The 14136-nt window shown below is 40.3% G+C and carries 13 protein-coding genes; 2 read left to right on the forward strand and 11 right to left on the reverse strand.

All coding sequences use genetic code 11. The features are described from left to right. Positions 1–10: 10 nt before the first annotated feature. The gene (locus DW640_RS03565; RefSeq protein ID WP_008760535.1) at positions 11–193 is read right to left on the reverse strand and encodes a type II toxin-antitoxin system HicB family antitoxin; all 183 of its coding nucleotides are present in this window, start codon (positions 191–193) and stop codon (positions 11–13) included. Next, entirely contained in the window at positions 190–1317 is a 1128-nt protein-coding gene (locus tag DW640_RS03570; RefSeq protein ID WP_016267958.1) for a glycosyltransferase family protein, read from the reverse strand. Before DW640_RS03570 ends, DW640_RS03565 begins: the two co-directional genes overlap by 4 nt. A 195-nt stretch (positions 1318–1512) precedes the next feature. Between DW640_RS03570 and trxA the strand changes: the two genes are divergently transcribed. Next, the gene (gene trxA, locus DW640_RS03575) at positions 1513–1812 is read left to right on the forward strand and encodes a thioredoxin (RefSeq protein WP_074858643.1); all 300 of its coding nucleotides are present in this window, start codon (positions 1513–1515) and stop codon (positions 1810–1812) included. A 14-nt stretch (positions 1813–1826) separates the two neighbouring features. After that, complete coding sequence (locus DW640_RS03580; RefSeq protein WP_008766216.1) at positions 1827–2291, forward strand: co-chaperone YbbN; 465 nt, start codon at positions 1827–1829, stop codon at positions 2289–2291. Between the two features lie 111 nt (positions 2292–2402). Here the strand turns inward: DW640_RS03580 and DW640_RS03585 are convergent, their stop codons facing one another. The 9 genes from DW640_RS03585 to DW640_RS03625 form a co-directional block, all read right to left on the reverse strand. Then, complete coding sequence (locus DW640_RS03585; protein ID WP_008760532.1) at positions 2403–3038, reverse strand: SagB/ThcOx family dehydrogenase; 636 nt, start codon at positions 3036–3038, stop codon at positions 2403–2405. Positions 3039–3136: 98 nt separating this feature from the next. Beyond that, the gene (locus DW640_RS03590) at positions 3137–3697 is read right to left on the reverse strand and encodes an NADH peroxidase (protein ID WP_008760531.1); all 561 of its coding nucleotides are present in this window, start codon (positions 3695–3697) and stop codon (positions 3137–3139) included. 22 nt (positions 3698–3719) lie between these two features. Then, positions 3720–4148 carry a Fur family transcriptional regulator gene (locus DW640_RS03595; RefSeq protein ID WP_008760530.1) on the reverse strand — a complete coding sequence of 143 codons (429 nt, stop codon included), beginning with the start codon at positions 4146–4148 and terminating at the stop codon, positions 3720–3722. Positions 4149–4334: 186 nt separating this feature from the next. Further along, positions 4335–4811: a lipocalin family protein gene (locus DW640_RS03600; RefSeq protein WP_074858645.1), complete on the reverse strand. Its 477-nt coding sequence runs from the start codon at positions 4809–4811 to the stop codon at positions 4335–4337. A gap of 21 nt (positions 4812–4832) precedes the next feature. After that, positions 4833–5648 (reverse strand): DUF1573 domain-containing protein, encoded by an 816-nt coding sequence (locus DW640_RS03605; RefSeq protein WP_074858648.1) that lies wholly within the window; start codon positions 5646–5648, stop codon positions 4833–4835. Positions 5649–5660: 12 nt separating this feature from the next. Beyond that, complete coding sequence (locus DW640_RS03610) at positions 5661–7748, reverse strand: subtilase family N-terminal domain-containing protein (RefSeq protein ID WP_074858651.1); 2088 nt, start codon at positions 7746–7748, stop codon at positions 5661–5663. Between the two features lie 52 nt (positions 7749–7800). Further along, positions 7801–9783, reverse strand: a complete 1983-nt coding sequence (locus tag DW640_RS03615; protein ID WP_048697163.1) for a BACON domain-containing protein — start codon at positions 9781–9783, stop codon at positions 7801–7803. 17 nt (positions 9784–9800) lie between these two features. Further along, positions 9801–12515 (reverse strand): DUF4458 domain-containing protein, encoded by a 2715-nt coding sequence (locus tag DW640_RS03620; protein WP_074858655.1) that lies wholly within the window; start codon positions 12513–12515, stop codon positions 9801–9803. A 21-nt stretch (positions 12516–12536) separates the two neighbouring features. Further along, positions 12537–14126, reverse strand: a complete 1590-nt coding sequence (locus tag DW640_RS03625) for a DUF5003 domain-containing protein (protein WP_016267965.1) — start codon at positions 14124–14126, stop codon at positions 12537–12539. Between the last annotated feature and the right edge of the window lie 10 nt (positions 14127–14136).

The raw sequence follows: 14136 nt of genomic DNA on the forward strand, positions 1-14136 counted from the left end.
CCATTTTCCATTAAATAAACTCTTCTACCATATACATCTCATCTATCATTTCATTCATTGTTTCCTGCAAATTCAACACAGCTTCTTCAGGAGACTCTCCGTAAGCATTACATTGCATATTCACAGTCAACCAGGCATAATATCCGCCATCTGACGCCCGCTCAAGTACATAATCTGTTTTATTCAGTTTCATATCGGTAAATAATTAGTAAATGTTGGTATTGAAGTAATTGCTGATTGTGGAGCAGCCAGTTTTTCCAGTTCCAGAATAATACGTCGTTCACCACTACGTACCCAACGAACGAATGTACGATTAGGAGAATACGTTCCGGCAAAACGGAGTAAAGGCTTCAAATCAAAAGAATCACTGATAATCCCTGCTCCTGCCCTCATTGCATCATGGGCATTACAATCCTGCTCAATATGCGCCGGAACCATCAATACAGGTTTTCCCAGATACATTGCTTCACAGATAGATTCGAACCCGGCAGTGGTAGCATAAGCACGACAACCGGCCATCCCATTAAGAAACTTCACATCATCTATCTGATAGAAACTTAGTGTTTCGTCAATCCTGGTCACCTCATCTGCATCTGCTTTGTCCCAGAAAAACCTCAAAGGAACTTCCGGATATATCGTATGAAACTCCTCCACACTATCTGCAAAACCGGAATTTACCATATATCCATGAATATAATTTCCTTCTTCCGGTTGAATAGCAGTTACTTCCTGCCGAATTAAAGGAGGAACTACCACCACTTGTTCTACCCTGTCCGGTTCCATATCATTGAAAGATAAAGCAAGTTTCTTCGAAGATCTTACAGCTGTCATCTTGGTGAAGAAACGCAGCATCCGTAATTGAAAAGAGTTTTTATCCGGAAATTCAAAATTCTGATGTAAAAACAAGTATTGGTGTCCGACGCAGACATATGGAACGGAGGGACGAAAGAGTGTGTAGGTAAGTCCTGTCAAAAGCTCGTAGAAGTTGATCACTACTTCCGCCCCTGTATCCTTAATCCGCTGGTTAATATAGCACATACTGCGAAAATATTCCGGAATACGCAGTAAATTATAAATAAAACTTTTCTTTAGATTCGCTCGTTTATTATCTGCCGCAGGCAAGAAATTAGGGCTGATAAAACGTTTGACCGGTGCCTGTATATTCCGGTTAAAAAATCCGGGCAAGATACGTGATGAACTCTCACCGACTAATACTTCCACTACTTCATGTCCATTACGCAACAACATTTCTTCAAGGGTAATAGCTTGTGTCAAGTGTCCCCTACCCTCGCCTTGTACAATAAATAAAAATTTCATGAGGCTATCATTATTAGTTTATTTCTTATTTATTTGTTTTTCGTTATGCAAAGTTCCCTTTTCCAGATTACAATAAGATGACTCTACAATTACTATTTTATGAACAAAAACAGCTTTTTCCCGTTATATTAATAAAATAGAAATTATATTTGCAGTCTTCAAAGACTGATATTTAAATTTAAGAAAGGAAAGATTATGGAAAAGTTTGAAGATTTAATACAGTCACCGATACCCGTTTTAGTTGATTTCTTTGCAGAATGGTGTGGACCCTGCAAAGCAATGAAACCCGTTTTAGAAGAATTGAAAACAATGGTAGGAGATAAAGCCCGTATTGTGAAGATAGATGTTGACCAACATGAAGATTTGGCTACTAAATATCGCATACAGGCAGTGCCGACTTTTATTTTATTCAAAAATGGAGAAGCCGTATGGAGACATTCCGGAGTTATCCACAGTAGTGAATTAAAAGGAATCATCGAACAAAATTGCATATAAAAGGAAAATAGCGAATGAAGAAAGTATTAGCAATGGTAGCTTTTGTCATGCTGAGCGTTATCGTATACGCCTTCAATGACAAACCGGATGCCAATCAAGGTAAAAAAGAGGTAACAGGTAACGGTGAAGTCGTCGTAATGGACAAAGAAATGTTTCTGAAAGACGTCTTCGATTATGAAAAATCAAAAGAGTGGAAATACAAAGGTGACAAACCTGCCATCATCGACTTATATGCAGACTGGTGTGGTCCTTGTCGCCAGACAGCCCCAATCATGAAAGAATTGGCAAAGGAATATGCAGGGAAAATAACAATCTACAAAGTCAATGTAGACAAACAGAAAGAACTTGCTGCCTTGTTTAACGCAACAAGCATTCCATTGTTTGTATTCATTCCTATGAAAGGAGATCCGCAGCTTTTCCGTGGAGCGGCTGACAAAGCAACTTACAAGAAAGCTATCGATGAATTTCTACTGAAATAAAGAGCCCTAATTATAGTGACACTATCCGGTCAGGATAATGACATTATAATATAAAAATGGTGACACTATCCGGTGTGGATAGTGTCACCATTTTTATATGCAGAATAAAGATCATTTAAAGTATCCCACGGGATGATTCATCATAGGAATCTGACTATCTTTCAGTTTCAATACTTTCTTCAGCTGAGCGGCATCCATCGAAGCACGTGGCACTGTAGCCAGTTTAGCCGCAGAACAGAAAATAGAAATATTCTGAGAAACAATACCGGCATCCATGGCTCCCATTAGTTGATTCTGTATCTTCTGAGCATCACCAAAACGGGAAACATCACTGATTAATACTAAAGATACCGGAGCCGTTTTTACAAAAGCCTGGCCACCCGCTACCGCTCCACGGTAATCTCCTTCAGCAATCAGATTTAACTGATGATTCTTTGCGTCATACAAGTAACTTCCTTCCGATAATATCACATATACGTCTACATCCTGCTTATTCATAGCGGAAGGAGCCGTTCGTTTTCCAGCATCCGAACGATTGATTCCGTTGGCCGCCCATAATAAGTCTGACAAATCAGCAAGAGTTAACGCTTTCGAAGCATACTCACGCGTAGATTGACGTTCAGACAATGCCTTCATCACCGTACCAGTACGATTTAAATTAGGTTTTGGTAACTTAACAACCTTATCAGCAGCAAAAGCAGCCGCTGAAAGCATTAAACAAACGAACAATAGTTGTACCTTTCTCATAATTGTGGTATTTATAAAGTTGATAGGCAAATATAAACAAAAAAGGTCTGCATTCACTATAGAACACAGACCTTTTAAAAGTTATTTATAAGGCTTTATTATTTCTTATCTCCGAAATAACGGTTGTAAAGTCCTTCAAAACCTTTACCATGACGAGCTTCGTCCTTGCACATTTCGTGTACAGTATCGTGAATAGCGTCCAGATTCAAAGCTTTAGCACGAGTAGCGATACGTTTTTTGTCTTCGCATGCACCTTGTTCAGCATCTTTACGCTTTTGCAGGTTAGTTTTTGTATCCCAAACACAGTCACCCAGCAATTCTGCAAATTTAGAAGCATGTTCAGCTTCTTCCCAAGCATAGCGTTTGAAAGCTTCAGCTACTTCAGGATAACCTTCACGGTCAGCCTGACGGCTCATAGCCAAATACATACCTACTTCAGTACATTCACCCATAAAGTGATTATTCAGATCCTTGATCATTTCTTCGTCACAACCTTTTGCAACACCAATCACGTGTTCGTCAGCAAAAGACAATGCACCACCTTCTACTTCAACAACTTCTACGAATTTGCTGGCAGGAGCTTTACACAAAGGACATTTCTCAGGAGCTGCGTCACCTTCATAAACGTAACCGCATACAGTACATCTAAATTTTTTCATTTTCTTCTCAATTTTAAATTAATTAGTCAATACGTGTTTCTTTATCTTTTCTTAAGCAATTCTTGCATATACCTTTATAATAATAATGAACTTCCGTCACTTGATGCCCATCCATTTCCAGACTTTCAACTTTCTTCACGGCTTCCGGAGATTTTAAGTCGTAAATATGTCCGCAATACCTGCATAAGAAATGAGAGTGAACAGAAGTATCCGCATCAAAATTTGTATTCTTCTCATCAATCGTGAGCATCAATGCAGCTCCCTGTTCCGAAAACAATCTCAAAGTGTTGTATACCGTCGTTTTCGAAAGTGTCGGCATAGAAGGAGATAACGCTGTATAGATATCATCAGCCGAGGGATGAATGGGATGATTCATCAAATATTCCATGATCGCTATGCGCTGCATGGAAGGCTTTATATTATGCTCTAACAATCGTTCGTATGGTTTCATAAGTTCTCCCTCTTTTCAAAGTTGTATTCATTACAATTATAAATCTGATGCAAATATAGAAAGTCCCAATATCATTTCCAAATAAATTCAATCTTTTTTTGCAGAGAAGTATTACAAAATCCATTCAAACGAAAAGGCCACCTTTTGAAAGATGACCTTTTTGCGTTAATATACCTCGCTTCTGCCTTAGTCTTTGTCCACCTTGGCTTCTTCTATGATCGATGCAGGTACTTTTTCACAACGAACATATTTACTCACATCGTTGTCATCGTCTTTTGCAGTCCAGATCATGGAACCCGATTCCAACAAATCGGTTACGATATAATCATTATTCCAATCACCATTACCGAAATCATATTCTCCGCTGATAATATATCCTAAATAAGGATCATTTTCAAGGCTGAAATGACCAGTGATATGGCGCGCGTACATACTGTCGAACTTCTGGTACATTTCAAAAGTCAATTCTTTACGGTTAAAGGTTATGTAGCAATATGTACCTTCTGACATAGGCTGTCCATTCCATTCAGAAAGTTGCCATGTTCCGTTCAGGTTAGCAGCAGTAACCGGCAATGTAGGGATCTCTGCCTTCTCATCTTCATCACAAGATATGAAACAAAGCAGGAAGGCGAATAAAGCCATTAATTTAAGAATATTCTTCATGTCTTCTTTTTATTTTTATCGTTACTTAATACAGTTTACTTTAATACTCAATGTCCGGTCAGCCTGTTGTCCGCTTACTCCTTCTATTATAACAGGAAAGATAAACGAATCGCCCTTTTCCACAGGAATCAGGGAAGCATCTATCGTGATTATTATATCGGCTTCACTGCCCGGACTGATTACTTCCGGTTCTGTGCGAAAAGTAACAAAACAGGGAAGGTTCAGAACTGTCAAACGCAATGATTGCTCCCCGCTGTTACCGCAAAGTATTCGTTCCGAAGCACGCTTTCCTGACATCACCTCCCGAAATTCCATCCGGTTTTGTTTTAGCCTCAGTTTGCCCATCGCATAAGGATAGCGTCCCCATTCATCTGCTCCGGGCAATACATTACCCGTCAATGTGAGGCGTGCCACAGGCATCCGGTCCGACAGAGACAGATAAACGAAAGCATTCGTATCTATCGTCCCCGGGTGGTTTTTCGGATTATAGGTCAATGCAATAACACTCGCTTCACCGGGAGGTATTTCTCCGGTACGAACATCCGCCACTGCACATCCGCAGTTAGTCCTTACACGAGTCAGATTTATCGTTTTATTACTTATATTAGTACATGTGAAACGATAGGTCTTTGGAGCATCATCCTCCGTCATTGTTCCAACATTCAACACAGTACTGTCGAAGCGCAGAATTTGTTCCCCATGCTTCATTAGCGGCGGATTTATCAGCGTATCTGTTTTTTCCTGCGGAATGAAACGAATCCCCTTGGCTTCAACCGCCCGGAATGATCCGATGACCACACAGAGTAAAAATAACCGTATCCAAGTAATTGGTTTCATTGAATATTAAAATTACATCCAACCGTTATCATTAGCCTTTTTACGGACGGTAACGGCAATGGACTGTTCGCTTCCGTTGCTTACTTTCACTGTAATACGAGCTGTACCGGTTTTTATACCAGATACGGTCATAAGCGTATTACTTACGCTCACTGCAGCGGTAGCCGGGTCGCTCGATGTGCAAGTATAAGTCAGTGTTTCACCATTTACAAAGTAGTAAGCCAAATTAAGAGTCGATGTTGTACTTTCTGCCACATAGACATTTGGCACTACCATATCCGAACCACTCCCTTCAATACTGTTAAGCAAACTTCCGGCATTTACTAAGCCTGTACCCATCTTGCCGACATACTTCGACAGTTCTACTTTTGTAGGAGAAGCACCGGCAGAAAGATGATTGCGATAATAAGTTTTCACTTTTCCACCAGTATACCAGCCGTCCAATGGTTTTGCAGAATTCTTCAGCAGTTCAATGAACTCAGTTGCTTTAAAATGACGGCGTTGTTTTACAGCATAGGACAAGCCTAATGCCGCTACTCCCGATACATGCGGACAAGCCATAGATGTACCATCCATAAAACCATAAGTAGCAGTACCGTTCTGTATCCAAGTAGAAAGAATAGAACCGGAGTATATACCTTCTGCCCAAGCTTCAGGATCTTCTTTACCTACCGGATTATAGTACTCCGTATCACCACCCGGAGCAGAAACTGTCGCTTCCACACCGTAGTTAGTATAAGAAGCCGGGGTAAAATCGGCAGCCACCGCACTCACTGCTATACATTTGGAATAAGCAGCGGGGAATGCCGGCATTCCTGCATATTCGTTACCGGATGCAAAAATAGCCAAACCACCATCAATCACTCCATTGGGAGAACCGGCGTTATTGATAAAATAATCTAATGCTTCTTTTTCCAATGGATAAATACTCTCCCACTCTTTTTCCGTTCCCGGCCCTGGAGTATATCCTTCGATCATATTAGCTAAAGAAGAGTTGTATCCCCAGCTACACTGCAAAATAACAGCGCCATTATCGGCAGCATATTTGATGGCTCTGGCCTCAGCATCCAAGCTGACACCGTAGTCTCCGGAAAACACTTGGCATGACATAATCTTCACACCCGAATTTTTCGTCCCATCACCACCGGCAATACCACAAACACCGATACCATTATTATTCATAGCAGCAATAGTACCGGCGACGTGTGTTCCGTGTCCCGTATCGCTTGTTTCCATCCATGAGATAACACCTGTATTACTTACGAAATTGTAACCATATTTATCATCCTTATATCCGTTACCATCGGCATCGGCATCAGCATAAAGTTCTTCTCCTTCATTAATCCAGATATTACCAACCAGATCAGGATGTGTATTCATTACACCTTCATCCAGTACAGCGACTATAATAGACGGATCGCCCTTACATTTCTGCCAGGCTTCCGTACAACCGACATCACACCCTGCTTCCGAACCATTACCTAAATCATTTTGATTATCAAATTCATTCTCTCCAGTATTATTATAATGCCATTGATAAGACAATCCTGGATCGGAGAACGAGCTTCTTGCTGATACAGCACGTGTAGCAGCCTTTTGCCGCAAAGCGCTCTCGTTGATATAACTCCGATATCCTTCGGTTTTGTAAGCACGTTTAATACGGCTATTGCCTTGTACTTTTGATATTTCACCTAATTTACCAAGACGGCTGGCCGCTTCCTTCAGGTCCGTATTTTCATTAAACTTCACTCGATACCACAAATGTAGTCCGGCACTACGGGTGCGTTCTTCATTTTTAGCATCGACCGGAAATATACGTTCAAACTGGTATGCACCCAAAATAGCCAATACTTCATCAGTAGATGGAATCCCGGAACGGGTCATGGCTCCTCCACTTCTTGTCGCAACCTTGAGGGCTTGGTCAAGAATTTCGGTCATTGCAGGATCGAATTTAATCAGCAATTCACCGGAAGTGACATCAGTCGGAAACTGAACTTCCGTCCCCCCTGCAGGGGTAGACGGTTGTTCAATAAATTCTTGTTCCGAGCATGAAGCCAGCAGCAGGGCAAACAGTGCTGTATATAAGATTTTTTTCTTCATTGTTCCTTTTTAAAAAGTTATTCTTGTTAATGATATTTACTCCACAGTTATCTTAGTCTGTTGTCCCCGATAATACAAATTTTCTGTAATATAGCGGATAGGCTACACCTTTAACAACCTGACTTGCTTCCGGGTCTTTATCCCCATAGTAGTAAGAATAATCGTAATTCACAACATCCACATTGCTAAATCCAACTGCCTTTCCTTCTGAATTTATACCTCCTTCTTGCTGATTGAATACCATAGTTTCCGGATACCAATATACAAAGTAAGGATGGAACAGAAGCCAGTTCGGTATTGCACCAGTCAAGAAGTTCAAATTAATATGAACTGTACGGGCAAATGGTAGTACACGTGGAATATCCTGTCCTGTTACCGGAGACTGCTTCTGATAAGTAACCTGATTGTCACCCGTCAGCAACCATTGACAAGTATCCTTTGATATCTTATCAAGGAATAATGATGGTGTAGCAGTCAATTCCTCTTTAGTAAAGAAATCATCATGTTGATAAGTTAATGGTTTTCTGGCAGCAGCCAATGCACTTTTAACTTCTGCGTCAGTAGGTAATTCTCCCTCAAGGAAGTTATAAGACAGGAACAGTGCATTCAGTTTATCCCAAGTCAGCAATTTCAGGAATGCTGCTCTTTCCGGCTGTCCTTGTGAAATATTAACATGCAACCCAACATCCTTACCATTATATTGATTGTTTCCATCAATCTGAGTTAAGTCTTTCAGTGTTTCTGTAGCACGACATCCGGTCAATGATAATGATCTTAAATGTGGGAAATTTTCTTCGTTTACCACATCTGTAATCACAGATAACTTCTGGAAATTATTACTTGACAAGTCAAGACTTACCATCTTTTTACCCAGTTTAACAAAATTCTTAGGGAGATCATTCATACCGAAAGAGAACATCTTCAAATCTTTCAGATATTCCAATTCACAGATTTCTTCACCTAAATGGATCGTACGTATCTGTCTGTTGGCATTACTCATGACAGCAAATGATTCCAGATATTTCAGATGACGAATTTCCTTCGGCAATGTTTCACCGTCTTGCAGATCGATCATAGCAAAATGTACAGAACGTACACGCCCCACAGCTTCTTCCGGAAGTTCTCCATCTTTTATTTCCTTATCCGTAGCTTCCCAAAGTGTCACGAAATCCCAGTTCATCATACTTTCACTGGTATCAAAGCTCATCATACTCTGGAGTTTGTTATTAATGGTGATAATAGCTAATGAGTCACCTGCACGATTGTCTTCGATTCTCATGGCAGCTTCCTGTGTAACAGTCAGCACAACTGCATCTATTTTATTACCATTGTCGTCCACCAGTTGATCATCCGAATTTACCGGAATCAGATGAATCTTTGCCACACGAGTATATGGAGCCACGTTCATTCCCCATCGAAAATCAACTTTCAAAGTACGGGGACGTGCTCCTCTGTCTAAATTCACTTCCAGGTCTTTATCTTTCGGCAATGTCACCCAGTTGCTACGTTCTCCTTCCACTTCCTTTTTCTCTTCATCGGTCATGGTTGCTTCTTCTGCAAAAGAATAATCCACGCTTCCGATTTTGAAATTCACATTCGTGGAAATAGTAGACTCGAAATGACGATCTTTATAAACATCCGAACTAGGGATTTTCACTTCCGGTTCTCTCACTAAGATTTGCTTACCGAAACCAAACTGTGTAACTGTAACCAATCGAGGTTCCCGACCGTCCATAGTGAAACGTACCTGCGCCGTACGCGCAACATTTGTCAGTGTAGAGTCTATAGCAAGATCACATACTGCCGAGCCCAGCCCATTTGCCGGTGAAACGGCAATCCAAGGTTGTGACACACGTGCCACCCATTGATCATTGGACGAAACGGCAATCTTCTCAGTTCCTCCTTCGGCACCGATAGTAATTTCTTCCTTATCTATCGTAATGCCATCGATTCCCACTTCATCATCATCCTTGCACGAGGATACGAACCCCGCACAAAGAATCAGTCCTAATGTTATTTTACTAAAATATTTCATTAATAGAATCTTTTATATTATCGTTCAATACCTAAAGCATCACAACCACGAATATCCTGCGTAGTATCATAGAACAGCGCATACATACCTGCCTCAATATAAGGACATACTTTGGTCACATCAATAGAGATATTCGGATTGTCTGCGATATCCAATATATAAAGCTGCGGTGTCAGAGTTTCATCTACTTTACGGATGTCATTTGAACCGATTTGCAACTGGATCAAGCTCGGACAGGTAGTGATACCTGTCGGCCATTGGCGCAAGATACGGTTACCTTCCGCATCACGTTGGTGACGAATACCAAAAGCCTTCAATTGACTACTGTTCAACGGCTGTGTCGGGAACGTAGAGAAACAGTTGTAACTAACATCCATATTACTCAAATAAGGCAAGGTTGTCGCCCGGAAGTCATCAGACAAGCTTGTTAATTTATTGAAGCGCAAATCTATAATGGTCAGCATGTACGTATTCTTATAGTTTCCTTCTTTGGGTTTCAGCGAATTTTCCGGAATCGATGTCATCAGATTATTACTCAAGTCAATAGTCGATATCGGTGAACCTGATGCAAACAGTTCTGTAGGGAATTTCGTTATTTTATTATACGATAAAGTCACTGTACTGGCATTGATACCCTTGAATTGGGCCATCGGACAATCGATATTGCTTCCTTCCGAACCTATTTCATTATACGAGAAATCGACAGAACCCATAACATATACCGATTTAGCATTAAAAATATTCGGTATATATTTCAACTTATTATGAGAAAAGCCCAAGCCTTCTACCTGATCGGTAAATGCACAAAAGTTATCCGGGATTTCTTCAATCTGGTTATAATCCAGCTTAAGGTCTGTCAGTTTAACATTTGTACCGAAAGCTTCCAATTGTTTTACATTATTGTGTACACAATCTAATAAGCCAAGTTTTACCATTTTCTGTAAGGATGCAGATTCGGGGAATCTTTCCAGATTGTTATAACCCATATATAAGATTTGAATTTTTGGCCCTGTATCTTCATCGTCAGCCAGCCTTTGCCAGTCAGCAGTCAGTTGATCCCCACTGATACCTTTATTACAAGCTATATTTAATAACTGTAACTCCGGCAAATCATATATAAATTCCGGTATTTGTGTCAGATTTGGACAATTATATAATTCCAGATCCGTCAGTTTTGTCAGATTACTCCAACTTAACTCTTCATCCGCATACTGCTTAGCATATTCTGAATCGGCATCTTCCCAATCGGCAGCGATATTATCATAAGTAAACGGCGAATTGGCAAAATAGATTGTCTGTAAATTAGTCAATCGCTGAATAGCCTTTGAAATAAATGTTATTCGATTAGTAAGGATACCTATTTGAGTATCCTTTAATGAAATGCGGTTATTCTTCTTTATCGGTTGCAGGTCAGGATGTCTGTTAATACCGTCTTGCAAAAGTTCCGACATATTCAGACGCGGATCGCGATCAAGAAATGTTCTTTTGTAATGCATACGTATTCTTTGCTTCTGTTCCTCGCTCATATCTGGGGTCAGTTCATCTTCACCAAAGAGTCTGCCGCTCAATATTTCACTATGCGTACCAAAAGAAAGAGTTTTTAGTTCAGTTAACTGTCCGATAGCATCAGGCACTCTGCCTTTAGCACCAAAGCCAGCAAGTGAAAGCCCTATAACACGTCCATTGTTATCGAGATCAACTCCAGGCTGATCCCCCCACATATCCAGTTCTTTATTAAAGTTCCAGTTTGAACTGCTGACAGTATTATTCACAGTACCGCCATTGTACTTCCAGTTCTTTCCGTCCAAGGCTTCCCAAATAATTTTCAGCGCTTTGTAGTCCTTAATGTATTCTGCAGTCTCTTTCAATTGGATAGGCACATTAGCATCTTCTGTCAATTCATTGTCTTTCACTGTAAAAGGTTCTCCTCTTACGGACTGTGTTTCCAATACCGGTCGCGTACCACCACTTTGTGTATAGGTGGTATATGCCACTACTTGAAAAGTACCGGCAGGAAGCCATACGGCAGAATCACATGTTGCCACACCTATGTCCATATACTTGTCATTAGCATTATCAGGGTTCTGGTTTTCCTTAGAGCCTTCTTCATAAGTAACTTTCATCCCTTTCATCTCTGTTGTGACACGAGTAAAGGTGTTCATTACAGTAACATCGACATAGCGAATATTGCTAAATAAATATTCACCGACCGCACGTGTGCTAAGACCTTCTTTCGTTAGCTTAAAAGTAACAGTTCCACGTGCTACAGCATCTACAGCCAACGCTTTTTCCTGAAGTCCTTGACCGACAACGGTAAATTCGCTGTCATCTCCACCAGGTCCTGCCAACAGAACCTCATCAAGTTTATCATACAGGTAGTAACCGATAATCTTATAAGTACCGGCCAATAACTGCAATTTATCACTACGCAGACCATATTCCGCATTGTTCGCATTGTATGCGTTCAAGGGTACAGTCTGTGAAACGGTCGTTCCGTTGTGCGTCATCACAACCTTTATCTTCTGTGCACTAGACAACGTTTCCAGTTTGTCTGTTGCACGGGTGGTTGTTCCTTTCTCAAAAGAGGTGCTCTTATAGAGCTTGAACTGCACATAGCCGTATTGGCTTTGCAGTACCTCGTCACCGTCATCAGAGCAACCAGTTACCACCATCGTTAGTAAGCTGACGATGAGGGGTAAGAAGAATATTGAGTATAATTTATGTAGATTCATTTAATATACTATCTAAATTAATTAATTGGCAGGGGTAATCACCAAAGCCTTCTTAAAGAGCATATCTGTTCCCTTAAAAACAATGATTAAATCTTCCTTAAAAACGTCAGGTACAGTGACCCCCAAAATCATATTTCCAGTCTCATCCATTGATGCCTCAAGAGTTACAGTAACATCCTCATCATCAGCATTAATTGCATAAGCTTCACCTATCCATTCACTTTCGGATAATAACGGATTAACCGCATAATATTCGCCTGCATTAGCAGATATTGAATAAACATCATCAATAAAATAGTTTCCTTGGAGGAGTTCTAAAATAGAAGTATTTGTTGTTTTAGTAGGTGAAACTTCTTCCCATCCGGCTTTTTTTATAATGAAGCTCTGATTACCGGGTTCTTCTTTCACTTCTTTCTGAGTAAAGCCAATTAAAAGATTTCTCTGTTCATACTTATAAGCTATCTCTCCATTTTCAACAATAGTTTCTTCCAAATTATCTTTGATACTTTCATACTCAGCCTGTGAGAACGCAAGAACATAACCAGTTCTAGATTCAGGCTCTCCCCAACTAACATTAGGAGTATATTCATCAACTGTGAGATTTATTTTACCTTTTTCACCTTCACAATGCATCCATATCATATCAGGGTCTATTGTTGAAATATTCTTATTTCCCAGCATATCTTCCCATTCCTCCATATATACAAATACATATTTATCACTTAAAGTTTTAATAGTGAATGGCATTCTTTTGTGTAAAGTAATATCACCAGTACTACCACCCGTACTTTTTTGTGTAAATGTCTTTCCATCCATTGAAACAACCCAATTGGTAGGATAAGTTGACGGAAGCGTCAATTCCATAACCCCAGGTGTCATGCCATCATAAGAAACTTTAAAAGAATAGAATGCTTTACCTTCTTCGTCAGAGAATGTAATCACGTTTTTATCGCTTGCTTCAACCGGATATTTTTCACGATTCTCATCTTTTATTATCTTCAAGCCACCAGTCACTTCTTGATTAACTGCACCTACAAGAGAGCCGCCTTCCAGTTCTACCCAACCCGGCAGGTTTGTAGCGGCAAAACGGAAATTAGCTTTAACGCTAAATTTAGAGAAGTCCTGATAGCCCACTTTAAGTTCTTTGACCACCTCGCCTGCTTCATCATATACTTCCAATTCATATCCCTTAGCCGAACGAGTTACCTCTCCAATCACAATAGTCTGACCACCCATTGTCAATTCCAATTTAGCCACACTAATGTTATCCACTTTCTGATTGTCATCAGTAGCTAAGATTGTTACAGTTTGTGTACCGGCTGTTCCGGACACAACAAATTCTTCCATATCATTGGACTGAAACTTACACCAAATGGCGGAAGATGCCAAACTCCAATTCGTATTAGCCGTAAAAGTAAACTCTTTTGTCTCACCTGCATTGCAAACAATGTTCTGCTTTTCCGGAAATATCGGAGCCACTGCATCGTCATCATCGTCCGAACACGCTGCCAGACAGAAAGTCATGAGTAAGCCAATGAAGAACCAACTCTTGCACGACATCTTCATACAAGAATCTCCTAGTGGTTTTAAACTAAACTTTTTCATATCCATTTATATTCTT

Source organism: Bacteroides sp. AM23-12, from assembly GCF_003434395.1.
Lineage (GTDB): Bacteria > Bacteroidota > Bacteroidia > Bacteroidales > Bacteroidaceae > Bacteroides > Bacteroides thetaiotaomicron.

Bases quoted from the DNA above. Each gene is read 5' to 3' on its own strand.
- DW640_RS03625 (WP_016267965.1), bottom strand. From the start codon at position 14,126: ATGGATATGAAAAAGTTTAGTTTAAAACCACTAGGAGATTCTTGTATG.
- DW640_RS03615 (WP_048697163.1), bottom strand. From the start codon at position 9,783: ATGAAATATTTTAGTAAAATAACATTAGGACTGATTCTTTGTGCGGGG.
- DW640_RS03600 (WP_074858645.1), bottom strand. From the start codon at position 4,811: ATGAAGAATATTCTTAAATTAATGGCTTTATTCGCCTTCCTGCTTTGT.
- DW640_RS03585 (WP_008760532.1), bottom strand. From the start codon at position 3,038: ATGAGAAAGGTACAACTATTGTTCGTTTGTTTAATGCTTTCAGCGGCT.
- DW640_RS03620 (WP_074858655.1), bottom strand. From the start codon at position 12,515: ATGAATCTACATAAATTATACTCAATATTCTTCTTACCCCTCATCGTC.
- DW640_RS03590 (WP_008760531.1), bottom strand. From the start codon at position 3,697: ATGAAAAAATTTAGATGTACTGTATGCGGTTACGTTTATGAAGGTGAC.
- DW640_RS03595 (WP_008760530.1), bottom strand. From the start codon at position 4,148: ATGAAACCATACGAACGATTGTTAGAGCATAATATAAAGCCTTCCATG.
- trxA (WP_074858643.1), top strand. From the start codon at position 1,513: ATGGAAAAGTTTGAAGATTTAATACAGTCACCGATACCCGTTTTAGTT.
- DW640_RS03565 (WP_008760535.1), bottom strand. From the start codon at position 193: ATGAAACTGAATAAAACAGATTATGTACTTGAGCGGGCGTCAGATGGC.
- DW640_RS03570 (WP_016267958.1), bottom strand. From the start codon at position 1,317: ATGAAATTTTTATTTATTGTACAAGGCGAGGGTAGGGGACACTTGACA.
- DW640_RS03580 (WP_008766216.1), top strand. From the start codon at position 1,827: ATGAAGAAAGTATTAGCAATGGTAGCTTTTGTCATGCTGAGCGTTATC.
- DW640_RS03605 (WP_074858648.1), bottom strand. From the start codon at position 5,648: ATGAAACCAATTACTTGGATACGGTTATTTTTACTCTGTGTGGTCATC.
- DW640_RS03610 (WP_074858651.1), bottom strand. From the start codon at position 7,748: ATGAAGAAAAAAATCTTATATACAGCACTGTTTGCCCTGCTGCTGGCT.